Source organism: Flavobacterium sp., assembly GCF_043760115.1.
GTDB lineage: Bacteria > Bacteroidota > Bacteroidia > Flavobacteriales > Flavobacteriaceae > Flavobacterium.
The window spans coordinates 1-23851 of the sequence record NZ_JAYUPK010000140.1; the positions used below are offsets into that span (position 1 = coordinate 1).

A 23851-nucleotide genomic window follows, 5' to 3' on the forward strand; every position below is an offset into this window, starting at 1 on the left:
TTCAAGTGCAAATAATTACCATTACTGGAAAAGTAGTTAAAACCATAAATCAATATGTTACCACAGAAGGTTTTCTTTCTAGAGATGTAACTTGGGATGGAACAGACGATTTTGGCGATAAAATAGGAAAAGGTGTTTACATTTATAAACTCACAGTCAATTCAACACTCACCAATAAAAAATCAGAAAAAATTGAAAAACTTGTTATCCTTTAATAAAATACTATATTTGTTTAATTATTTAAAATACACAATGAAATCAAAGAATCACGAATACAAAAAAAACTATACATTAAATTTAAGTAAAAAGATTTCAATAATTGTATTACTTTTAGTTACCAATCAATTTATAAATGCTCAAGATAGAGTTATCACAACTGGAGTTCCATTTCTTTTAGTTGCTGCCGATGCTCGTGCTGCTGGTCTTGCAGATCAAGGTGTTGCAACATCTACAGATGCATTTTCACAACAATGGAATCCAGCAAAATATGCATTTGCAATAGACAAACAAGGATTTTCTGTTAGTTACACACCTTATTTAACTCAACTTGTAAACGATATTTCATTAGGACAGGTTAATTATTATAACCGATTTGGAGATGAAGGAAGAAGTGCTTTTGCAGTAAGTCTTCGTTATTTTGGATTAGGAGAAATTGAACTTAGACAAAATTTTGATGATCCAGCAAACATTGTAAAACCAAATGAGCTTGCAATAGATGGTTCGTATTCATTAAAATTAAGTGACAGATTTTCAATGGCAGTTGCTGGTAGATACATTCGTTCCAACTTAAAAATTGCCGATGTAAATACCGATGCTAAACCAGGAAGTTCATTTGCAGTTGACATAGCAGGATTTTTTCAATCAGAAGAAATTGCTTTCAACGAATTTAATGGTAAATACCGTTTAGGATTTAATTTCCAAAACATGGGACCAAAAATTAGTTATGATAATAACGATCAAGTAAGTTCTAACTTTTTACCAGCCAATATGAGACTTGGTGGAGCTTTCGATTTTATTTTAGACGAATACAATAAAGTTTCAGTTAGTACAGAATTAGCCAAACTATTAGTGCCAACACCACAAAATCCAGATTTAAATGGCGATGGAACAATTACAGATATTGAACGTTCTCAAAATAATGAAGATTATAGAAAAATAAGTTGGGCATCAGGAATTTTTAAATCTTTCAACGATGCACCAGACGGTTTTGGAGAAGAAATAAAAGAATTTACCTATTCCGTTGGAGCTGAATATTTATACCAAGATTCCTTTGCATTTCGTTTAGGATATTTCAATGAAAGTCCATTAAAAGGAGCAAGAAAATTTTTATCCCTTGGCGCCGGATTTAAATATAATGTTGTAAAAGTTGACGTATCTTATTTGTTCTCAGCATCTAAAGTAAAAAACCCATTAGAAAACACACTTCGTTTCTCACTAACATTCAATTTTGGTGATAAATACGACGATTATTAGTATATTTAAAATTTAAAACAACATCCAAATCTTCAATAAGATTTGGATTTTTTTTCCTCAATAACCAAATGAAAGAAATTAATATTACAACCCACATTGCAGTTTATAATGATGTAAACGAATTGCCATCCAATGTAAATTCACTAATGCAACAAGCAGTAGAAACACGCAAAAATGCCTACGCACCATATTCAAAATTCAGAGTTGGAGCAGCAATTTTACTAGAAAATGGTAAAATAGTTTTAGGTTCCAATCAAGAAAATGCAGCTTATCCATCAGGACTTTGTGCCGAGCGAGTTGCAATTTTTCAAGCAGGAGCAATTTATCCAAACGTTAAAATTGTAACACTTGCAATTACCGCAGCATCAGACACAAACCCAACAACAACACCAATTCCGCCTTGTGGCGCTTGTCGTCAATCCATTGCAGAGTACGAATTTAAACAACAAACTCCAATAGAAATTTATTTTATGGGAGAATCTGGCGCAGTTTATAAATCGCAATCCATAGGAAATCTATTGCCACTTTCATTCGATAAAACTTCTTTGTAAAATTATCTGTAGCGAATGGCTTGGGATTTATTAAGTATGGTAATTCCTGCTGTACGTTCCAATCTTTTTTCAATTGCTTTGGGTTTTAACCCAAAGCAATTGAAAAAAGGATTTCCACTTCCATCAGGACTAAAGATTTATCATTTTAATATCAATTGAAATCCATAACAATTTCAGTTTTAAAATGAAAAAAACTTAAACAAACATTAAAAATTTCAAATTACTACAATTAAATTTTTACATCTACTTGCAATATCTTATTTTTGCAAATCGCAAACTTGTGTGAGGAAACAATTTTGTAAATAAACTTTGCAAAAATTAGTAAATAAACGCATTAGCAAACACTTAAAATGAAAGAAATCACCAAAGAAGTTTATCTAAACTGGTATGAAGACATGCAGTTCTGGAGAAAATTTGAAGACAAATTAGCAGCCGTTTACATTCAACAAAAAGTTAGAGGATTTTTACACCTATATAATGGTCAAGAAGCAGTTCTTGCTGGTGCAATTCACGCAATGGATTTGTCTAAAGATAAAATGATTACTGCCTATAGAAATCACGTTCAACCAATTGCAATGGGAGTTGATCCTAAGCGAGTAATGGCAGAATTGTATGGTAAAGTAACAGGAACATCTAAAGGAATGGGTGGTTCAATGCATATTTTTTCTAAAGAAAAAGGGTTTTTTGGTGGTCACGGAATCGTTGGAGCACAAATTCCAGTTGGAGCAGGAATGGCATTTGCCGATAAATATTTCAATACTGGTGGCGTAACTTTAACCTATTTTGGCGATGGTGCAGCACGTCAAGGTTCACTTCACGAAGCATTTAATATGGCAATGTTATGGAAACTTCCAGTAGTATTTATTTGTGAAAACAATGGATATGCAATGGGAACTTCTGTAGAAAGAACTGCCAATCATACTGATATTTGGAAACTAGGTTTAGGTTATGAAATGCCTTGTGGTCCAGTTGACGGAATGAATCCAGTAAAAGTTGCCGAAGCAATGACCGAAGCTATAGAAAGAGCACGTCGTGGCGATGGACCAACATTTTTAGAAATGAAAACCTACCGTTATAGAGGTCACTCAATGTCAGATGCGCAATTGTACAGAACTAAAGACGAAGTAGAAGAATACAGAAAAATAGATCCAATTACGCAAGTTTTAGACATTATAAAGGATAAAAAATACGCAACCGAAGCAGAAATTGAAGCAATAAACCAACGAGTAAAAGACTTAGTTGACGAATGCGAAAAATTTGCAGAAGATTCAGACTTTCCAGAAGTACAACAATTGTATGATGTGGTTTATGAACAAGAAAATTATCCATTTATTTCTCATAAAATATAATTATGGCTACAGTAATAAATATGCCTCGTTTGAGCGATACAATGACAGATGGAACTGTTGCTACTTGGCTTAAAAAAGTTGGTGATACAATTAAAGAAGGAGATATTCTTGCAGAAATTGAAACAGACAAAGCCACAATGGAATTTGAATCGTTCAATGCTGGAGTATTACTTCACATCGGAATTCAAGAAGGAGAAACTGCACCAGTAGATTCACTTTTAGCCATTATTGGAAAAGAAGGAGAAGATATAACTTCATTAATTTCCAATGGTTCAACTCTCAAATCCCAAGAAGAAAAACCAGATTCTAAAGAAGCTGAAAGTTTAGAAAAGGCAGAACAAAAATCAGAAGAAAGTTCTAAACCCGAAACTCAAAACTCGAAACCCGCAACCATTCCTGCTGGAGTAAAAGTAATTACAATGCCACGTTTAAGTGACACTATGACTACTGGAACTGTGGCTACTTGGTTAAAAAAAGTGGGTGACGAAGTTAAAGAAGGCGATATTCTTGCAGAAATTGAAACCGATAAAGCCACAATGGAATTTGAATCTTTCAATTCAGGTACATTATTATTTATAGGAATTAATGAAGGCGAAACTGCACCAGTTGATAGCGTTTTAGCCATAATTGGACCAGCAGGAACAGATATTTCTGGAATTGCAGAAAACTATGGAAAAGCAGAAACAGTTGCAGATTTAAAAACTGAAAAAGTTGAAGAAAGCAAAGACGTAATTTCTAATTCAAATCTTCCAACTTCCAACTCTAACGATAGAATTTTTGCATCACCATTGGCTAAACAAATTGCTAAAGACAAAGGAATTCAATTGTCGCAAGTAAAAGGATCAGGTGAAAACGGTAGAATTGTAAAAAGCGATGTTGAAAATTTTACAACTTCTGCGCCAGTTTCAACGCAAACTATTCAACCCACAACTCAAAACCCACAACCCACAACTGCTCAAACATTCGTTCCTGCAGGAGAACAATTTTCAGAGAAAATTCCGAATTCTACAATGCGTAAAGTTATTGCTAAACGCTTGTCAGAGTCAATTTTTACTGCGCCACATTTCTATCTAACAATAGAAGTTGCAATGGACGAAGCAATGAAATCTCGTGCCACAATAAACACAATTCCAGATACCAAAGTCTCATTTAACGATATGGTTATCAAAGCTTGCGCAATGGCATTGAAAAAACATTTAAAAGTAAATTCACAATGGTCTGACGAAGCAATTACTATCAATCATCACATAAATATTGGTGTTGCGGTTGCTGTAGAAGATGGATTGGTAGTTCCAGTTTTAAAATTTGCGGATCAAATGAGTTTGTCTCAAATTGGTGGAAACGTAAAAGATTTAGCAGGAAGAGCAAAAATAAAAAAATTACAACCAACAGAAATGGATGGAAGTACTTTTACAGTTTCTAATCTTGGAATGTTTGGTATTACAGAGTTTACGTCAATCATAAACCAACCCAATTCAGCCATTTTATCAGTTGGAGCAATTGTAGAAAAACCAGTTGTAAAAAACGGACAAATTGTAGTAGGAAACACAATGAAAGTTACATTAGCTTGCGATCATAGAACTGTTGATGGCGCAACTGGAGCACAATTTCTTCAAACATTAAGAACGTTTTTAGAAAATCCGGTTACGATGTTGGCATAAAAAATAACAATATAAAATTGCAAATCCTGTTCATTTATTCTGAATTTATTTCAGAAACTGAACAGGATTTTTTATTCTGAATTTATTTCAGAATCTTAGAACTTGTTTTAGATTCTTAGAATTTATTTTAGAATGCTTATATTCAATACAATAGTTTTTTAGCCCTGATTGAAATGGAAATCCTTGCCTTTTTTGGCAAGATTGAAATGAAAAGCAGGAATTACAATTGTAGAAATGCCCAAGCCATTCGCTTCTAAAAAAACTAATATAATAAATAAATTTATCTTTTTTTATTTTTTTCTTCAATCCATCGAGACATATATTTTGTACTCTGCAAAGAATGATGTTGAAGCAAAGTTCCAATAAAATTTTGTTCTCTATGTTGTTTTAAATTTTGTCGAACATCCAAAATAAATTTAGCAAAATGGAATTCAAATTTAGATTTTAAAAATCGATTATTTATAATCTCAAAACCATTTTTTTGAGATTTTTGCCAAACTTTCTCATCTGTATAAAGTAAAATGGCATTATTTACAAAATCTTCTGGACTATCGTTTATAAAACCATTCCAATCTAAATTTCCATTCATAGCTTCGGCTCCAATTGAAGAAGTTATACTTGGAGTTCCGCATTGCAATGCTTCAAGAAGTTTGCCTTTTATTCCAGCACCAAACCTGATTGGAGCCAAAACAACTCTTGCATTTTTAACAACTTCAAATGCATTTTCTGCTCTTCCCATTATATAAAAGTTGGATTTTGGTTTGTGTAATTCCAAAACTTTTTGTGAAGGATAAGCGCCGTAAATTAACATTTTAGCATCAGTAAATTTATCAAAAAGTAAAGGCCAAATCACATCGTGTAAATACTTCACACAATCCCAATTAGGTTCGTGAAGAAAGTTTCCTATGAAAATAAAATCCTTCCTTTCATTAAAACTGAGTAAATTAGCTTCTACTTTTTCTACTAGAATTGGTAAATAATAAAGTAAATAATTTGGAATTTTAAATAAGTTCGTAAGTAAATCAATTTCATATTCTGACACCATTAATGAAACATCACATCTGTAAATACTTGCAATTTCTCTTTTGGCAAAATCAGATTCTAGTAAACTTCTAGTATCAAAAAATCTGTTCTCTTTTAGTGCAATTTGTCTTTCATATCGCAAAGAATGTAAATCTTCTGTATCTAAAATTCGTAATGCATTAGGACAATTTTCTGTAACTCGCCAACCAAATTGTTCTTCGGTTAAAAATCTATCAAATAAAACAACATTTGGTTGTAGTTGTTTTACAAAATCATTAAAAGTTTCAGAATTTAATTCAATTTTCACAAAGTTAATAGAATGCTTTTCTAAATCTTCAGAAAACTCTAAATTCTGAGCTGTACTTGCAAAAGTTATTAGATAATTCTCTTTTTGAAACAAATCTATAAGTTGCATCATTCTGTTTCCAGCGGCAGATGAATTTGGTTCAGGCAAAACAAAACCAATAATTAATAATTGTGACGACTTTTGCATAAAAAGTAAATAGTTTACAAAGAAAACATTTAATTTTGCAACTAAATAAAATCATATACAAAATGTTAGGATTAAAATTGGTAACAGATCCAAAATGGGTAACTATTGTAGAATCAAATATTGAAGAAATATTGACAGATCATGCTTGGTGCGAACAAAAAGCCGCAACCAATGCCATTACTATGATAACTTACAACTCTGAACTTGAAGATTTAGTAACAGAATTATTAGAAATTGCTAGAGAAGAAGTAGAGCATTTTCAAATGGTTCACAACATTATTAAAGAACGTGGATTAACTTTAGGTAGAGAACGAAAAGACAATTATGTAAATGAATTATTTAAATTTCTAAAAAAAGATGGTAGTAGAACAGATGCTTTAATTGATAGATTGTTGTTTTCTGCAATGATTGAAGCTAGAAGTTGTGAGCGTTTTAAAACATTGTCAGAAAATATTCAAGACGAAAAATTGGCAAAATTTTATAAAGATTTAATGATTAGTGAAGCAGGACATTATACTACATTTTTAACTTTGGCAAGAAAGTACGGAAAAAGTAGAGAATCTGTAGATGATAGATGGAAAGAATGGATAGAATTTGAAGGAGTTTTAATTACAAAATATGGTAAAGAAGAAACCATTCACGGATAAATTATTATTTAATTAGTTGTAATAAATATTTATCTAAAAAATTTTAAAAGTTTACAAAAAAAACTCTCTAAAAATTAGAGAGTTTAGACTTGTGGGCGATAAGGGATTCGAATTTCTGACACTTCCGATTGAAAAATCGGAATGTTCTGAACTAACTCAGCTTTTTTTTATTAGTTTTTCAATCATTACTCTTGATTTCCATTTTTTAATTTGAAGTTCTCTTTTTAATGCATCTGTTTTGGTCGTATACTCTTCAAAATATACAATTTTCCAATCTGATTTATTCCCAGTAAAACCTTTATGATTATGGTTGTGTTTTGCCAATCTTTCTTCAATATTAGATGTAGAACCAACATAATATTTATTTAAAATTTCGCTAAAAATAATATAAGTGTAAAACATAATTTTTTAAAATAAAAAACTCCTTAATTTCTTAAGGAGTTTCGTGGGCGATAAGGGATTCGAACCCCTGACCCTCTGGGTGTAAACCAGATGCTCTGAACCAACTGAGCTAATCGCCCGGACTAGCGTTTCAATGCGAGTGCAAATATACAGCTCTTTTTTATATTTGCAAGTAAAAATTAAAAAAATATTTAAAAATTATACAATTTCTGCAACTACAAATGTGCTTCCTCCTATATATACAAAGTCATTTTTGGATGCGTTTTTTATAGCATCTTCATAAGCATTTGAAACAGAATTATATAAATTTCCAATAAGTTGATATTCTTCTGCTTTTTGTTTTAATATATTTGCATCCAAACCTCTTGGAATATTTGGTTTGCAAAAATAATAAATAGCTTTTTTTGGAAATAAGGGCAAAATAGTATCCAAATCCTTATCGTTTACAACTCCTAAAACAATATGTAAGTCATTAAATTTTTCTTTTTTAATTTGATTTAAAACTATTTTTAATCCGTGAGAGTTGTGTGCTGTATCACAAATTACTTTAGGATTTTCATTTAATTGTTGCCATCTACCTAATAATCCTGTATTTTTTATAACATTTAAAAAACCTATTTTAATTGTTTTTTCCTTAACTAGATATTGATCTTGTAACAATTTGATTGTTTGTAAAGCGGTTTTTTTATTTGCTATTTGATAGTTACCCATAAGTTCAGAAGGATAAGTTTCATCAATTAAATCAGAGGCAAAGAAGATTTCAGAATTAGTTTCTTTAGCTTTTTTTATAAAAACAGGTTTGGTTTCTGTGGTATATTCTCCTATAATAATTGGAATTTCAGTTTTAATAATTCCAGCTTTTTCAAATGCAATCGCTTTTAGTGTTGTTCCAAGAAATTGAGTATGATCTAATCCAATATTGGTAATAACAGATATTAATGGTGTAATAATATTGGTAGAATCCAATCTGCCACCCATTCCTACTTCAATTATGTTAATATCTGTTTTTTCTTTTACAAAATATTCAAATGCTAATCCTACACTCATTTCAAAAAAGCTTAAATCATTTTCTTCAAAAAATAATTTGTTTTTGTTTACAAAATCTACTACAAATTCTTCAGAAATTTCTATTCCATTTACTTTAATTCGTTCTCTAAAATCTTTTAAATGTGGCGAAGTATACAATCCAACTGTATATCCAGCTTCTTGATAAACAGATGCTAACAGGTGAGATGTTGATCCTTTTCCGTTTGTGCCTGCAACGTGAATGCATTTTAAATTTTTCTCAGGATTATTTAAATGTTTTGCAAGTAAAAGTGTATTTGTCAAATCTTTTTTATAGGCAGATGCACCTTGCAATTGATACATTGGAAGCTGATTAAAAAGCCAATTTGTAGTTTCTTGATACGTCATTTTATAAATAAATAATGGAAAGATAAAATATTTTACGATTTTTTTAGTTTAATAAAAGAAACGAAATTATCTTTAGTGCAAATTTCAACTTATTTTTAAATTAAAACAAAAAATACAATTATATGATTAATTTATTTATTGGATTACAAGCAGACACATTAACACAAGCAACTACTGGTGCACTGATTGAAAATGTTGGTCAAGCAACTAACGAAATCTCTGTTTTAGAATTCATTCTTAAAGGTGGTTTTTTCTTAATACCAATTGGAATTCTGTTATTTTATACCTTCTATTTAATTGCCGAACGTTTTATGTATATTCATAAAGTTGCAAAAATTGATCTTAATTTAATGCGAGATGTAAAAGACAATTTAAATTCTGGAAATTTAGATATGGCAGTTTCAATTGCGGAGAGAAATGGAACAGCATCTGGAATCATTTTAAAAGAAGGTATTTTAACAATAGGAAGACCAATATCTGAAATAGAATCGAATATGGAACGCGCAACCAATATAGAAATTGGTCAAATGGAAAAGAAAATGGGACAATTAGGACTTATTGCTGGTATAGCGCCAACATTAGGATTTATTGGAACAATTGGAGGTGTAATTAAAATTTTCTACAGTATTTCTAAAACAGAAGACATTAGTATAGGTAATATTTCTGGAGGTTTGTATGAAAAAATGATTAGTTCTGGTGCAGGATTAATTGTAGGAATTGTTGCTTATGCTGCTTACCATTTATTTAACGGAAAAATTGATAATTTTTCACTTGCTATTCAAAAACAAATTTTAGATTTTGTAAACATAATACAAAGACCAAATGCCAATAAAACGAAATAAACGATTTCACGCTGAGGTTGCAACATCATCTTTAAGCGATATTATGTTTTTTTTGCTATTGTTTTTCTTGATTATTTCAACATTAGCAAATCCAAACGTAATTAAAATGACCTTGCCCAAATCCGCTAACAACGATAAAACGGTTAAGCAATTAATAAGTCTTTCGGTAACAGAAGATAAAAAGTATTACCTAGACAAAGACGAAGTTACTTTAGAAACATTAGAAGCAAATTTGCTTTCTAAGATTGATAAATCTAAAGATCAAACTGTTGTGGTTCGTATTCCGTTTAACTTGCAAGTACAAGATTTGGTAGACGTTTTACAAATAGGAGTGAAGAATAAATTAAAATTTGTAATTCAAACGAGTCCAAAATAAAATATTGAGCTTGTCAAAATTAGAAGCGAATGGCTTGGTCTTTATTTATCAACCTTATTCCTGCTTTCCGTTTCAATATCTTTGCCAAAGTTTAAAACTTTGGCAAAGATTATTTACACTACAATCAGGGCTAGGATATTTATGTCTTTTCCTTTTAATTAATAATTTCTAGTGTAATCTTCTTTTTCAACCAAATATTTTGATGTATTGCCATCATTAATTTTGAATTTAGTTTTTAAAGTTTCAATTGAATCAATTTTTTGCAAATAAACCATAAAATGTAAATGCGGTCCAGAAGAATATCCAACATTTCCACTATATCCAATAAGGTCATTTACCTTAACAAAATCACCTTCTTTAACAATTGAGCCATTTAATTTAATATGAATATATTTTGAAAAAGTACCATCATCATGATATATTAAAATATAATTATTAAATTCTGTACATTTTTTTTCAGGACAATTTTGATTATAGTTTTCAATAACTTTAATAACAACTCCTTCACGCGATGCTAGCAATTCTGTACCTATAGGCATAGTGAAATCAATAGCGTTCTCATTTAGATGAGAAAAAGTACCATTATATCCTTGAAATAAATTAAAAGTTTTTCCTTTGGAAAAAGGAAGAGAGTAATTATATTCATCAACATTTTGGATGGTACAATCACCATAATTGTATTTAGTATTAGTTTTAAAGTTTGAACCTAAATTAACTTTAATTATTTGAAGTGTTGTTAAAATAAATCCTTTAGTTTTTGCAGGAATTACAAATATTTTGTCATTCCCATTTGTAGATGATAGGTTATTTAAATCTAAGTTAAGTTTTATTGAAACAGGACAAAATTCGTCGTTATCAGCTAAAACATTGAAACCATTTGTAATTTTAATATTATAAACAGAAACTTTAATTTGACTAAAAGTAAAATTAAATACTATAAAATTTATAAACACTAGTAGAATTCTATTCATATTTTAATATTTATTATCTAATATTTTATCAACTAATCTTTTAATTTAAAATTATATGTAATTGTTCCAACTTGTTTTTCAATTCCACTTGGGCTTATACTCCATTTAGTGTTTAAAGCAGCAATTTTTGCTTGACTAGCCAGACAAGCAGCAGTATTTGAAGTTCCTCTTGAACCAGGTTTAGCTTCAATTACATTTCCGTTTTTATCAACAGTAATCTGGACAACTACTTTACCTTGTTCATTACAATTATAATTTGGTTGAGGTTTACTTATAGCTTTTCTTCCGCTTAATGAATATCCAGAACCTCCAATTCCACTGCCAATTCCTCCACTTCCTGGACCACTTCCTGGACCATTTCCTGGACCATTTCCTGGACCATTTCCATTTCCTATTCCACCTCCAGAACCACCAGTTCCAGAATATCCATTAGAATTTATATCGCCATTTGCTCTTCCTTGATTTCCAGATGTACTACTATTTCCATCGCCTCCTTTTTTATTTCCTTTTAAAATATTTGCCAAGGCGTCATCCGTTTTTCTAACAACTGGTTTTACAACAGCTACAGGTTTTGTAATGTCCTTTTTTATAATAATTGGAGTTTTTTTCTTAGGCTCATTTTTAGCAACAGAAACTACATCTTCATCTGTATCTTCTTGCGAAATTATATTTTCATCTTGGCTTGGAGCAACTGGAGCTTGTTTTGTAGGTTGTTTTACATCCAATTCTTTACTTGTAAATTCTGCACCTTTTCCAAATTCGGTATCGCCAAAGTTTACAGTAACTCCGCCACCGCCACCGCCACCAACTAGTTCTTCAAGATTGGATGGAGGCCAAAATCTAATAAAAAATAAAAGTACTAACAATAATGCATAAATAAGAGTCGCTATTAAAAACGATTTAATCTTATCATCAGATGTTGAATCTATATTTTGAGATTTAAAATCTTTATTCATAGTCGCAGTTTTTATAATTTAACGTATAAATATATTAAAAATTGTAATTACAATAGTTATACCAATTGTTTTAATGCAATTTCAAATGCCGTTGCACTAATATTTTTCTTATCAGAATTTAAAGAATGTGCTTTTTCAATAGCTTTTTTAATAATTTCTGACGTGTCATAAAATATAGCTTCATCAGTCATTTGAACTTTCTTTTCCATAAAATAAGCAAAAACTCTTGCCATTCCACAATTTGAAATAAAATCAGGAATCAAACTTATTTTACTATCTGTTTCTTCCATTATAGAACCAAAGAAAATTTCTTTATCGGCAAACGGAACATTGGCGCCACAAGAAATAACTTCTAATCCTGATGCAATTAAATTATCAATTTGAACTTTAGTTACCAATCTTGATGCGGCACAAGGCGCAAAAATTTCAGCACCTATCGTCCATATTTTTTTATTAATTTCTTCAAACGGAATCATATTTTGGGCAACCAATTTATTTCCATCTTTATTTAAAAATAATCTTTTAATATCTTCAAAAGTAAATCCGTTTTCATTTATTACACCGCCATCTCTATCAATAATTCCAATAATAATTGCTCCCATTTCTGCTAAATAAAATGCAGCAGCCGAACCAACATTTCCAAAACCTTGAACAATAGCTTTTTTACCTTTTACATCGCCACCATAAATGTTATAATAATGACGAACTGCTTCTGCAACTCCATAACCAGTTATCATATCAGCAATAGTATATTTTCTTAAAACATCTGGTGAGAATTTAGTGTTTTCTATAACTTTTACAACACCTTGACGCAATTGACCAATTCTATTGATTTTATCAGCTTCTGTAGGTTTAAAATGACCATTAAAAACTCCTTCTTGCGGATGCCAAACACCACATTCTTCGGTCATTGGTATTACTTCGTGAATTTCGTCAATGTTTAAATCGCCACCAGTTCCGTAATAACTTTTTAATAATGGCGAAACTGCTTTATACCAACGTTGTAAAACTCCTTTTTTTCTCGGGTCGTTTGGATCAAAATTTATACCAGATTTTGCTCCACCAATTGCTGGTCCAGAAACAGAGAATTTTACTTCCATAGTTTTTGCCAAAGACAAAACTTCATTCATATCCAATCCTTTTCTCATTCGTGTTCCTCCACCAGCAGCGCCACCACGAAGTGAATTTATTACTGTCCAACCTTCGGCTTCGGTCTCGCTATCTTTCCAGTTAAAAACTATTTCGGGTTCTTTATTTTCAAATTTTTTAAGTAAATCTTTCATTTGGTAATTTAGTTTGTGGTGCAAATATAAACTTTTAAAAAGATTAAAATTTGAAGACTTCTACACTTTTTCATAGGATTAAATGTAAAGTAACACACTTTTTCATAGGATTAAATGTAAAATTATACACTTTTCTATATGAAAAATAAATAATTATAAGATAATTAATACACAATTCCAGATGAGTGATCCTTTTCTGCACCAGTAACACTTTTTAAAACATTAATTTCGTTGCGAAGTTTTAAAACGCCTAATAATCCAAAAATTAATGCTTCTTTATATTCCAAAGTTTTAGCGTCTGGAATTATAATTTCAATATGAGGAAGATGAAATTGCATTCGTTCAATTAAAAAATCATTATAGGTTCCGCCACCAGTTGCAAGAAGTTTTCCAACTTTTAAAGGAAGTGATACTGCTGTTTGAAAAGCAATATGCTCTGTAAAAGTGTGTATCTTATCTTCAATAGAAATGGTAAATTTATCAATTAAAGGCAAAATTATTTGTTTTACAGATTCAATTCCTAGCGATTTTGGAAAAGACTTTTTGTAATATTCTAAAGAATTTAATTCGTCAAATAGTTGAAGATTTAATTCTCCAGAACGAGAAATTTTTCCTTTATCGTCATAATCTAATCCTAATTTATTGGCGTAAAAATTTAATACTGTATTTACTGGCGAAATGTCAAAAGCAATTCGTTTATTGTTTTGTTCAAATGAAACATTAGAAAATCCGCCGAGATTTAAACAATACTCATACTGAGAAAATAAAATTCTATCTCCAATTGGAACTAATGGCGCGCCTTGACCACCAAGTCTTACATCTTGAACACGAAAATCGCAAACTACTTTTTGATGTGTATAAGTTGCAATTTCTGGAAGATTTCCTATTTGTAAAGTAATTCCTTTTTTGGGTTGATGTAAAATTGTGTGTCCATGAGAACATACGGCGTCTAGATTATGAATGGTATGATTATGAATAAATTCTGAAATTATTTTACCAAGAAGTTTGGTATAATTATGATTTAAAAACTCTAATTCTGACATTGAAAAATCTACAGCATTTCTTAAATTGTTTAACCATGAAGCATCATAAGAAATTGTTTCACATTCTAGAATTTCATAGTTCCAAACGTTATCTTTTACAGATAAAATTATGTGCGCTAAATCAATTCCATCAAGTGATGTGCCACTCATTACACCTATAATATTGTAGGAATCTTTAAACATTGGCTAAATTTACGAAAACGTTTGAAATTTTAATTAAAATGCGTTATTTTTGCATCAAATTTAAAGAAAAACAAAACCAATTTTACAAATATTATGGATTTTAACTTAACCGAAGAACATTTAATGATTCAACAAGCAGCCAAAGATTTTGCTATTGCAGAATTACTTCCAGGCGTAATTGAACGTGATGAGCATTCTAAATTTCCAACTGAGCAAGTTAAAATGATGGCCGATTTAGGTTTTATGGGAATGATGGTAGATCCAAAATATGGAGGATCAGGATTGGACAGTATTTCTTATGCATTGGCTTTGATTGAAATTGCCAAGGTTGATGCATCAGCTTGTGTAATAATGTCTGTAAACAATTCATTAGTTTGCGCAGGTTTAGAAAGATATGCTAGTGAAGAACAAAAAATGAAATATTTAGTTCCACTTGCCAAAGGAGAAGTTATTGGAGCTTTTTGTTTGTCTGAGCCAGAAGCAGGAAGTGATGCAACATCTCAAAAAACTACAGCAATTGATAAAGGCGATTATTATTTACTAAACGGAACCAAAAACTGGATTACCAATGGTGCAACAGCATCTACTTATTTAGTAATTGCACAAACTGATATAGAAAAAGCTCACAAAGGAATTAATGCTTTTATTGTTGAAAAAGGTTGGGCAGGATTTGACATTGGACTGAAAGAAAAGAAAATGGGAATTCGTGGAAGCGATACTCATTCGTTAATGTTTACAGATGTAAAAGTCCCAAAAGAAAATAGAATTGGTGCAGACGGTTTTGGATTTGCCTTTGCAATGAACGTATTAAATGGTGGAAGAATAGGAATTGCATCGCAAGCTTTAGGCATTGCAACTGGTGCTTATGAAATTGCTTTAAAATATTCTAAAGAAAGAAAAGCATTTGGAAAAGAAATTTTTAATCATCAAGCCATTGCTTTTAAACTTGCTGATATGTATGTAAAAGTTACTGCAGCAAGATTGTTAGTAATGAAAGCTTGTTGTGAAAAAGACGAAGGTAAAGACATTGCACACTCTGGTGCTATGGCAAAATTATACGCATCAGAAATTGCTTTAGAAGTTGCTAATGAAGCAGTTCAAATTCATGGTGGAAACGGTTATGTAGCCGAATATCACGTAGAACGAATGATGCGTGATTCTAAAATTACTCAGATATATGAAGGAACTTCTGAGATTCAACGTATAGTTATTTCAAGAGGATTGGTTTAGTAGAAAAATAAAAACAATTCATTATTTATAAATCCTTTTAGTTATTCTGAAAGGATTTTGTTTTTCATCTCTTTTTTTTAATACTTTTACAATACAAATTTCATTGATGTACGAAGAATTAAAATACTGGTATTTGCGAGATCATAAATTATTTTGGACTTTATCAATGTCTCAAATAAAGCAATTGTGCATCATTACTGGATTTAAAACTGCCAAAAAAGGCGATACAATTTACTTTTCGTCAAGCGATGTTCCTAGAATTTTTCTGTTGAAAAAAGGAAATATAAAAATCGTATCTGTAGATGATGAAGGAAATGAAACCATCAAAGAAATACTTCAAAAAGGTGATTTGTTTGGCGAATTAACATTAGAAAAAGATTTAGAAGTAAACGAATATGCCAAAGCTTTAACCGAAGAAGTATCTATTTGCAGTTTTTTAATGTCAGATTTTGAAGAGTTGATTTTAAAAAATCCATCACTAGCATTGACTTACACAAAGTTTGTTGGATTAAAAATGAAGCGATTAAAAAATAGTTATTCTAATTTAGTTTCTAAAGATGCTAAAACTAGATTAATAACATTTTTAAAAGATTGGTCGAAACGAGAAGGTGTTTTTAACGGAAATCAAGTAACTTTAGAAAACTATTTAACACAAACAGATATTGCTCAAATTATTTGTACTTCTAGACAAACTGCAACACAACTTATGAATGAATTAGAAGAAAAAGGATTAATTCATTACAATAGAAAACAGATTATGATTGGCGATATTTCGCAGTTTTAAACTTATTTTCAACCAATTGTAAACCAGCCGACAAATACCTTCGTAGATATAAAATAGTTTTGTACCACAAAAGTATATTAACTAAATTTATATCAAAATGAAAAAACAAATCTTAATTTTATTTATTGCATTAGTAAGTGCATCAACTTTTTCACAATCTGCAAAACGATTATCACAATTTAATCTCGAGAAAAAAGTTGCCATTCAAGGTTATGATCCTGTTTCTTATTTTACTCAAAAGAAAGCTGTAAAAGGAAAATTTACTTTTTCATACATTTATGAAGGAGTAATTTATAATTTTTCTAGCCAAGCCAATAAAGATTTGTTTATAAAAAATCCTGCAAGTTATGAGCCACAATATGGCGGATGGTGTGCATATGCAATGGGTGCAACTGGAGAAAAGGTAGAAATAGATCCTTCAACTTTTAAAATTATTGATACTAAATTATATCTTTTTTATAATGCTTTTTTCAATAATACTTTAAAAACCTGGAACAAAGACGAAAGTAGTTTAAAGAAAAAAGCAGATGCAAGTTGGAAAAAATTTCTAAATTAATTAAACAATTTAAACCTTTAAACTTTTAAACAATTTTAAATTTTTTCAAATGAAAATTTCAATCTTTACTTGGATTATTAAACTTATAGCAGTTGTAATTCTACTTCAAACACTCTATTTTAAATTCTCTGGCGCAGAAGAATCTATTTATATTTTTACAAAATTAAACATTGAACCTTATGGCAGAATTGGCTCTGGAATTGTAGAATTAATTGCATCAATTTTAATTTTAATTCCAAAAACTACATTAATTGGAGCAATTTTAGGTTTAGGAACTATGTTTGGTGCCATTTTTTCTCATATATTTGCACTCGGAATTGTGGTTCAAAACGATGGTGGCACATTATTTGCTTTAGCAGTTGTAACATTTACATGTTGTTCAATACTAATTTATCAACAAAGAAGTAAAATTCCCAATCTATTGAAATTTAAAATATAATTCTTAAATTGGCAACTTTAAACTAAAAGTTACCAAATAACGTATATTTAAGATATAACAAAAACCAAATGCTAATACCTTCTATAAAAAATACGCTAAACGAGTTGTCAAGTTTACTTACACAACTTTCCATTGAAGATTACACTAATCCTTGTCGTGGCTTAAGTAACGCTACTATTGGAGAACATACGCGTCATATTATTGAAATGTTTCAATGTCTTGAAAATCAATACGAAGTAGGAATTATTAATTATGACGATAGAAAACGCGATTATTTAATTCAAACAGATACCGAATTTGCCAAGCAAACTATTGTTGAGGTTATTCAAACACTTGAAAAACCTAACAAAAATATTACTTTACAGCAAGTTGTAGATGGCGAAGAATTAAATATAGAAAGCAATTACCATCGTGAATTATTATACAATTTAGAACACTGCATTCACCACCAAGCATTAATAAAAGTGGCTGTTTTACAACTAGAACACTTAGAAATTGATGAAAATTTTGGAGTTGCAAGATCTACAATTGAATATAGAAAACAATGTGCACAGTAAGTTTTGTACCTTCTCATTCTAAATTTATTATAACCTCTAATCGCGACGAAAAACTACTTCGACCAAGCGCAATTGAGCCCAAAAATTACTTAATAAATAACAAAAATATTACCTTTCCAAAAGATCCAAAAGCTGGCGGAACTTGGTATGCAATTACCAACGAAGGAACAATTTTAGTCTTATTAAATGGCGCACAAGAAAAGCATCAAGTAAAATTACCTTATCGTCGAAGTCGTGGATTAATTGTTTTAGACGTAATTAGTTCAATTTCAGCAATTAACGAATGGAAAACTATAGATTTAGACAACATTGAACCGTTTACATTAGTGCTTTTTCAAGACTTAAAGCTATATCAATTGCAATGGAATGGAACTGAAAAAGCTACCCTAAATCTAGACATTTCTAAAAATCATATTTGGTCATCTTCAACATTATATCCTAAAGAAATTAGTGAAAACAGAGCCAATTGGTTTCATGATTTCCTAGATAATAAACAGATAATCAGCGAATCCGAATTGTATAATTTTCATCGATATACCGAAAACGACAACCAAGAAAACGGATTAATCATTAACAGAAATAACGAAATGATGACGCTAAGTATCACACAATCAGTTATAGAAAAAAATAAAATCATTTTAAATCACTACGATTTAATTGCCAATAAAGAATTTACAAACACCTTACTTATAATTTAATTTTGGGCGTGCCACCAAAAGTAGAAAAATAATGTTCGTAACCTCACATCATTTTTCTACTTTTGCTGTCTGGCTTTACGTTACAATCTTTCTTGGCTTGAAAAAAATCAAGCCAAGAAAGGATTTTCACTCAATCCTTCACGCGAAAATGAATTTCAATTGAAAGTTATCCTAAAAATAAGAATCTGAAAATATATTCAGATAAAATAAAATTAAAAATAAAGCATAAAAATTTGAAACTCTTTCTACATAAATTATTCCGTTGGGAATATTGGCCATTTCAAATAGTTTATATACCTATTTATTTTATTTGGGCTTATTATTCGCTTCGAACAAAATCGTTATTTTTCTTTAACGCAAGCAATCCAACCATTAAAAATGGCGGATTTATGAACGAATCTAAAAAAGAAATTTACGATATAATTCCACAAAAATATTATCCAAAAACACAATTAGTTCAAGGTCAAATATCGTTTGAAAGCATAATAAAATTAGAAAAGGAATCAACAATTCAATATCCATTTATTGCAAAGCCAGACATTGGTTTACGAGGTTCGGCAGTAAAAAAAATCAATAATCAAGACGAATTATTAGACTATCATTCTAAAGCACATTTTGATTATTTAATACAAGATTTAATACCTTTTGAAAACGAAGTTGGTATTTTTTATGTACGCTTTCCAAATCAAAAACAAGGAAAAATTACAGGAATTGTAGATAAAGAATTTTTAATAGTAGAAGGAAACGGAAAAGATTCTATTGAAAAATTAGTTAAAAATAATCCTCGATTTGCAATGCAATTACAATCATTACAACGTGAATATGGTAAAACACTAAAAGAAATTTTACCAATTGGTGAAAAGCAAAACTTAGTTCCGTTTGGTAACCACGCAAGAGGAGCAAAATTTATAGACGTAAGCCATTGGACAACTCCAAAACTTACAGCTACAATAGATGCAATGTGTCAAGAAATACCTGAGTTTTATTTTGGTCGCCTTGATGTTATGTACAACACTTGGGATGAATTAGAAAATGGAAAAAACTTTGCTTTAGTTGAATTAAATGGTGCTGCAAGTGAGCCAACACATATTTATGATCCAACACATTCATTGTTATTTGCTTGGAAAGAATTGGCTAGACACATTAAATATATGTATCAAATTAGCGTTTTAAATCATAAAAATGGTGCAGAATATCTTTCGTTTAAAGAAGGAGTTAAAGAGTATAAATTGCATTTAGAGCAATCTAGAAAAATTGTTAGTTTTTAGAAAAGCTCATAGCCAATTTGTCATTCTTATAGCTTCTTAAATTACGTATGATGGAATACAATAAAGGTAAAATTTAAAAATAAAATTATAAGCAAACTTGTCATTCTGACGCAGAAAGAATCTCAGCAAAATAGTACACAACGACTAATTTAGAATAAAAAACCAATTATGTTACAACTAAAAAATATTCTTGTCGGATTCTTAGTAAGCTTCATTGGCTCAATTCCGCTAGGATATTTAAACGTAATTGGTTACGAAATTTATTCTAAAAAAGGATTGGAAAACACTATTCAATATTTAATAGGAGTTGTAATTATAGAAGCGCTAGTAATTTATGCAACATTACTTTTTGCAAAGGTTTTAACCGAACAAAAAAAATGGATGAAACGAATAGAAATTTTCACTATTTTATTTCTATTAGTTTTGGCATCTTCGTTCTTTTTTGGTCAAAGTCAAGAAACATCAGATACTGTTTATACTTTATATCATCCAATAATAACTGGAATAATTTTAAGCTCATTAAATTTTATTCAAATTCCGTTTTGGACTGGTTGGAATTTATACTTAATAAACAATAATTATATAAAAATTGAAAAATCTACTAAATTTTATTATTTATTTGGTACACTTTTCGGTACTTTTTTCGGAATGTTGAGTTTAATTTTGACAGTTAATTATTTTGCAAAAAATGCGAGTTTTGTAAATGGAACAACAATTTCAAAGGTTTTTCCTGTTTTGTTTTTTGCTCTAGCTTTATTTCAAATCTTTAAATTTTTCAAGAAATATTATTTTAAATCAAATAAAAATAATTAGTATATTTGATAAAAAGTTATAATATGGCAACGATTCAAGGAATACAATTTGAAAAAGATGCAAACGGAAAACCTATATCTGTTAAAATTAATTTAGAGAAATATGGTACTCAACTTGAGCCATTTTTAAAACAAATAGGAATAGTTAACGAAAAAGATGCATTTGATATAGAATTGGAAAATGCAGTTTCATCTCAAGATTTTTTAAATAATGCAATTGAAAATATAAAAAAATTACCTTGGAAAAAGTAGCAATATTTTATTCTAAGGCAGTTCAACTATATTTTGATGAATTAATTCAAATTCTTTTTAAGCAAGACTATTTTATTTATGAGGAAAATGCAATAGAATATGTTCAAAAATTAGTTTATTATATTGAAGACAGTATCAATTCTATACCTCATAAAAAAAACATCTAAATCGCTTTTAAAATATGGCGATTTTTATTTTTTTTATCAATCTAATGCACGAACAACTTGGTATATTTTTTTTTCTAAAAAAGAATTAGTTTATCTTATAAAACACATTTCTAACAATCATATTTTTGATGCTAATTCCATCAATCAACTATAAAATGAAAAACATAATAATTACAGGAACTTCTCGCGGAATAGGTTATCAATTGGCGTTACAATTTGCAAAAGCTGGTCATAATGTACTTGCAATTTCTAGAAAAACGCCTCAAGAATTAATAGAAAATACAAATATAACTTGTCTTTCGGTAGATTTATCTCAAGAAGATGATTTAGAAAAAGTGACTCATTTTTTATCACAAAGTTGGAAAAAAGTAGATGTAATTATTCATAATGCTGGCGCTTTATTATTAAAACCATTTCAGGAAACATCGCAACAAGATTTTGAAAATATTTATAAAGTTAATGTTTTTGGAGTTGCCAATCTTACAAGAATTTGCTTGCCTTATCTTCAAAAAGGTTCACATGTAGTTTCTGTAAGTTCTATGGGAGGAATTCAAGGCAGTATGAAATTTGCAGGACTTTCTGCCTACAGTTCTAGTAAAGGAGCAGTAATTACATTGTCAGAGTTGCTGGCGGAAGAATATAAAGAGCAAGGAATTGCATTTAATGTTTTGGCATTAGGATCAGTAAATACAGAGATGTTGCAAGAAGCATTTCCAGGTTATGAAGCACCACTTTCTGCAACAGAAATGGCCGATTATATTTTTAATTTTGCATTAACTGGAAATAAATTTTATAACGGAAAAGTTTTGCAGGTTTCTTCTACAACTCCATAGTTTTAATTTTTACACTTTGTCAAGTTGAAGTGCTTATTTATAATTTTTAATTTTTAATTTCTATGAACCAAGATAACGCCATTCAATTATTTGAAAATAAAAAAGTAAGAACCGTTTGGGATGCTGAACAAGAAAAATGGTTTATATCTATTATTGATGTGATTTCTATTCTTACTGAAAGTTTAGACGCAAATGCTTATTGGAGAAAAATAAAACAAAGACTTAAAGCTGAAGGAAATGAAACCGTGACGAATTGTCACGGTTTGAAAATGGAAGCTATTGATGGAAAAATGCGTTTAACAGATGTTGTTGATACAGAACAATTATTCAGGTTAATACAATCAATTCCTTCACCCAAAGCAGAACCTTTTAAACTTTGGTTAGCCAAAATTGCATCTGAACGATTGGATGAAATGCAAGATCCAGAACTTACTATTGATAGAGCTTTAGAACAATATTTAAGTTTAGGATATTCAGAAAATTGGATAAATCAAAGACTAAAAAGCATAGAGATAAGAAAAGAATTAACTAACGAATGGAAATCTCGTGGAGTAAAAGAAGGTCAACAGTTTGCTACTTTAACTGATATAATTTCAAAATCTTGGTCTGGTAAAACAACTAAAGAATATAAAGTTTTAAAAGGATTGAAAAAAGAAAACCTTAGAGACAATATGACTAACACTGAATTGATTTTAAATATGTTAGCAGAAGCTTCTACTAAAGATATTTCTCAAGCAGTAAATCCAAAATCATTTAATGAAAATAAAAAAGTAGCTAAACAAGGAGGAAATGTTGCAAAAGTTGCACTAAAAGAATTGGAAGCTAAAACTGGAAAAAAAGTAGTTTCTGAATTAAATGCAAAAACTTTGTTAGAGATTAAAGAAATTGATAAATAACAATGAGCGAAGTTTTACAAAAATACCTTCCAGAGCACGCTGTAAATTATTGTTTTGAATTAATCAAGGCCAATAATGTGCATTTAAAAATTGTAAACGAAAGACAAACGCGTCATGGAGATTATAGAAAAGGTATTTCTGGCAAACACGAAATTACTGTAAATGCTAATTTAAATAAATATCGATTTCTTATTACTTTGGTTCACGAAATTTCGCATTTAGTGGCTTTTGAAAAATTTGGTCGACTAATAAAACCTCACGGAAACGAATGGAAAATGACCTTTCAACGATTGATGGTTCCTTTTATTCGTCCCGAAATTTTTCCGCACTCAGTTTTACCTTTGGTTGCCACTCATTTTAGAAATCCTACAGCAAGTAGTGATACAGATGCAAAATTGGCATTTGCATTAAAACAATTTGACGAAAGAAAAACTGACATTCATTTTGTTCACGAAGTGCCAAGCGGAAATTTATTTAGAATTAAAAATGGAAGAATTTTTCAAAAAAAAGGACTTAGAGTTAAACGATACGAATGTATTGAAGTAAAAACTGGCAGAACATTTCTGTTTAATGCTAATGCCGAGGTTGAAATAATTCCTGGATAATTATGATAAAAAAGAAACCTTATTTGATATTAGTTTTTATAACTACTTTATTTATTGCTTTATATTTTTTTACAAGTCTGGATTTAAA

At 29.9% G+C, this 23851-nt stretch carries 29 protein-coding genes and 1 tRNA gene; 22 read left to right on the forward strand and 8 right to left on the reverse strand.

Annotated features, from left to right (window positions below):
• From ACH2BC_RS11690 to ACH2BC_RS11715, 6 genes are all read left to right on the forward strand, one after another.
• On the forward strand, positions 1-215 hold a 215-nt coding region (locus tag ACH2BC_RS11690), incomplete at its 5' end, for a FlgD immunoglobulin-like domain containing protein (protein ID WP_395054183.1).
• Positions 216-252: 37 nt separating this feature from the next.
• Positions 253-1473 carry a type IX secretion system outer membrane channel protein PorV gene (porV, locus tag ACH2BC_RS11695; protein WP_395054184.1) on the forward strand — a complete coding sequence of 407 codons (1221 nt, stop codon included), beginning with the start codon at positions 253-255 and terminating at the stop codon, positions 1471-1473.
• A gap of 68 nt (positions 1474-1541) precedes the next feature.
• Positions 1542-2024: a cytidine deaminase gene (gene cdd / locus ACH2BC_RS11700; protein WP_395054185.1), complete on the forward strand. Its 483-nt coding sequence runs from the start codon at positions 1542-1544 to the stop codon at positions 2022-2024.
• Positions 2025-2039: 15 nt separating this feature from the next.
• Positions 2040-2183 (forward strand): hypothetical protein, encoded by a 144-nt coding sequence (locus tag ACH2BC_RS11705; protein ID WP_395054186.1) that lies wholly within the window; start codon positions 2040-2042, stop codon positions 2181-2183.
• A 191-nt stretch (positions 2184-2374) separates the two neighbouring features.
• Complete coding sequence (gene pdhA, locus ACH2BC_RS11710) at positions 2375-3373, forward strand: pyruvate dehydrogenase (acetyl-transferring) E1 component subunit alpha (RefSeq protein WP_395054187.1); 999 nt, start codon at positions 2375-2377, stop codon at positions 3371-3373.
• Between the two features lie 2 nt (positions 3374-3375).
• Positions 3376-5034 (forward strand): 2-oxo acid dehydrogenase subunit E2, encoded by a 1659-nt coding sequence (locus ACH2BC_RS11715; RefSeq protein ID WP_395054188.1) that lies wholly within the window; start codon positions 3376-3378, stop codon positions 5032-5034.
• A gap of 280 nt (positions 5035-5314) precedes the next feature.
• Here ACH2BC_RS11715 and ACH2BC_RS11720 read toward each other — a convergent pair whose 3' ends face one another.
• Positions 5315-6550: a glycosyltransferase gene (locus ACH2BC_RS11720; RefSeq protein ID WP_395054189.1), complete on the reverse strand. Its 1236-nt coding sequence runs from the start codon at positions 6548-6550 to the stop codon at positions 5315-5317.
• Positions 6551-6612: 62 nt separating this feature from the next.
• Here ACH2BC_RS11720 and ACH2BC_RS11725 point away from each other — a divergent pair, with 62 nt between their 5' ends.
• Positions 6613-7197 (forward strand): tRNA-(ms[2]io[6]A)-hydroxylase, encoded by a 585-nt coding sequence (locus ACH2BC_RS11725; RefSeq protein ID WP_395054190.1) that lies wholly within the window; start codon positions 6613-6615, stop codon positions 7195-7197.
• A 156-nt stretch (positions 7198-7353) separates the two neighbouring features.
• Here the strand turns inward: ACH2BC_RS11725 and ACH2BC_RS11730 are convergent, their stop codons facing one another.
• From ACH2BC_RS11730 to ACH2BC_RS11740, 3 genes are all read right to left on the reverse strand, one after another.
• A complete protein-coding gene (locus tag ACH2BC_RS11730; RefSeq protein ID WP_395054191.1) occupies positions 7354-7599 on the reverse strand; it encodes a GIY-YIG nuclease family protein in 246 nt (81 codons plus the stop codon).
• Between the two features lie 44 nt (positions 7600-7643).
• Positions 7644-7718: transfer RNA gene (locus tag ACH2BC_RS11735), tRNA-Val, on the reverse strand.
• A gap of 79 nt (positions 7719-7797) precedes the next feature.
• Positions 7798-9012: a bifunctional folylpolyglutamate synthase/dihydrofolate synthase gene (locus ACH2BC_RS11740; RefSeq protein WP_395054192.1), complete on the reverse strand. Its 1215-nt coding sequence runs from the start codon at positions 9010-9012 to the stop codon at positions 7798-7800.
• A gap of 122 nt (positions 9013-9134) precedes the next feature.
• Between ACH2BC_RS11740 and ACH2BC_RS11745 the strand changes: the two genes are divergently transcribed.
• Positions 9135-9854, forward strand: a complete 720-nt coding sequence (locus tag ACH2BC_RS11745) for a MotA/TolQ/ExbB proton channel family protein (protein ID WP_395054193.1) — start codon at positions 9135-9137, stop codon at positions 9852-9854.
• Entirely contained in the window at positions 9835-10230 is a 396-nt protein-coding gene (locus ACH2BC_RS11750; protein ID WP_395054194.1) for an ExbD/TolR family protein, read from the forward strand. The genes ACH2BC_RS11745 and ACH2BC_RS11750 overlap by 20 nt, the downstream gene beginning before the upstream one ends.
• 158 nt (positions 10231-10388) lie before the next feature.
• Here the strand turns inward: ACH2BC_RS11750 and ACH2BC_RS11755 are convergent, their stop codons facing one another.
• The 4 genes from ACH2BC_RS11755 to ACH2BC_RS11770 all read right to left on the reverse strand — a co-directional run bounded on the left by ACH2BC_RS11755 (position 10389) and on the right by ACH2BC_RS11770 (position 14666).
• The gene (locus tag ACH2BC_RS11755) at positions 10389-11201 is read right to left on the reverse strand and encodes a M23 family metallopeptidase (RefSeq protein ID WP_395054195.1); all 813 of its coding nucleotides are present in this window, start codon (positions 11199-11201) and stop codon (positions 10389-10391) included.
• Positions 11202-11233: 32 nt separating this feature from the next.
• Positions 11234-12157 carry an energy transducer TonB gene (locus ACH2BC_RS11760; RefSeq protein WP_395054196.1) on the reverse strand — a complete coding sequence of 308 codons (924 nt, stop codon included), beginning with the start codon at positions 12155-12157 and terminating at the stop codon, positions 11234-11236.
• Between the two features lie 56 nt (positions 12158-12213).
• Positions 12214-13440, reverse strand: a complete 1227-nt coding sequence (locus tag ACH2BC_RS11765; RefSeq protein WP_395054197.1) for a Glu/Leu/Phe/Val dehydrogenase dimerization domain-containing protein — start codon at positions 13438-13440, stop codon at positions 12214-12216.
• A 164-nt stretch (positions 13441-13604) separates the two neighbouring features.
• Positions 13605-14666: an anhydro-N-acetylmuramic acid kinase gene (locus ACH2BC_RS11770; RefSeq protein ID WP_395054198.1), complete on the reverse strand. Its 1062-nt coding sequence runs from the start codon at positions 14664-14666 to the stop codon at positions 13605-13607.
• A gap of 93 nt (positions 14667-14759) precedes the next feature.
• On the opposite strand from ACH2BC_RS11770, the gene ACH2BC_RS11775 reads away from it, so the two are divergent.
• The 13 genes from ACH2BC_RS11775 (at position 14760) to ACH2BC_RS11835 (ending at position 23763) form a co-directional block, all read left to right on the forward strand.
• A complete protein-coding gene (locus ACH2BC_RS11775; RefSeq protein WP_395054199.1) occupies positions 14760-15896 on the forward strand; it encodes an acyl-CoA dehydrogenase family protein in 1137 nt (378 codons plus the stop codon).
• Positions 15897-16002: 106 nt separating this feature from the next.
• Positions 16003-16680, forward strand: a complete 678-nt coding sequence (locus tag ACH2BC_RS11780) for a Crp/Fnr family transcriptional regulator (RefSeq protein ID WP_395054200.1) — start codon at positions 16003-16005, stop codon at positions 16678-16680.
• A gap of 97 nt (positions 16681-16777) precedes the next feature.
• A complete protein-coding gene (locus tag ACH2BC_RS11785) occupies positions 16778-17236 on the forward strand; it encodes a YHS domain-containing (seleno)protein (protein ID WP_395054201.1) in 459 nt (152 codons plus the stop codon).
• A gap of 49 nt (positions 17237-17285) precedes the next feature.
• The gene (locus ACH2BC_RS11790) at positions 17286-17675 is read left to right on the forward strand and encodes a DoxX family protein (protein WP_395054202.1); all 390 of its coding nucleotides are present in this window, start codon (positions 17286-17288) and stop codon (positions 17673-17675) included.
• Positions 17676-17743: 68 nt separating this feature from the next.
• Complete coding sequence (locus ACH2BC_RS11795; protein ID WP_395054203.1) at positions 17744-18232, forward strand: DinB family protein; 489 nt, start codon at positions 17744-17746, stop codon at positions 18230-18232.
• Positions 18220-18930 carry an NRDE family protein gene (locus ACH2BC_RS11800; protein ID WP_395054204.1) on the forward strand — a complete coding sequence of 237 codons (711 nt, stop codon included), beginning with the start codon at positions 18220-18222 and terminating at the stop codon, positions 18928-18930. Before ACH2BC_RS11795 ends, ACH2BC_RS11800 begins: the two co-directional genes overlap by 13 nt.
• Positions 18931-19163: 233 nt before the next feature.
• Positions 19164-20198 carry a D-alanine--D-alanine ligase gene (locus ACH2BC_RS11805; RefSeq protein WP_395054205.1) on the forward strand — a complete coding sequence of 345 codons (1035 nt, stop codon included), beginning with the start codon at positions 19164-19166 and terminating at the stop codon, positions 20196-20198.
• A gap of 168 nt (positions 20199-20366) precedes the next feature.
• Entirely contained in the window at positions 20367-21011 is a 645-nt protein-coding gene (locus ACH2BC_RS11810; RefSeq protein WP_395054206.1) for a hypothetical protein, read from the forward strand.
• A 23-nt stretch (positions 21012-21034) separates the two neighbouring features.
• Positions 21035-21262, forward strand: a complete 228-nt coding sequence (locus tag ACH2BC_RS11815; RefSeq protein ID WP_395054207.1) for a hypothetical protein — start codon at positions 21035-21037, stop codon at positions 21260-21262.
• Positions 21263-21385: 123 nt separating this feature from the next.
• The gene (locus tag ACH2BC_RS11820) at positions 21386-21583 is read left to right on the forward strand and encodes a hypothetical protein (protein WP_395054208.1); all 198 of its coding nucleotides are present in this window, start codon (positions 21386-21388) and stop codon (positions 21581-21583) included.
• Between the two features lies 1 nt (position 21584).
• A complete protein-coding gene (locus ACH2BC_RS11825; RefSeq protein WP_395054209.1) occupies positions 21585-22262 on the forward strand; it encodes an SDR family NAD(P)-dependent oxidoreductase in 678 nt (225 codons plus the stop codon).
• Positions 22263-22324: 62 nt separating this feature from the next.
• Positions 22325-23158 (forward strand): Bro-N domain-containing protein, encoded by an 834-nt coding sequence (locus tag ACH2BC_RS11830; RefSeq protein ID WP_395054210.1) that lies wholly within the window; start codon positions 22325-22327, stop codon positions 23156-23158.
• Between the two features lie 2 nt (positions 23159-23160).
• Positions 23161-23763, forward strand: a complete 603-nt coding sequence (locus ACH2BC_RS11835; RefSeq protein ID WP_395054211.1) for a SprT-like domain-containing protein — start codon at positions 23161-23163, stop codon at positions 23761-23763.
• The last annotated feature ends 88 nt before the right edge of the window (positions 23764-23851 follow it).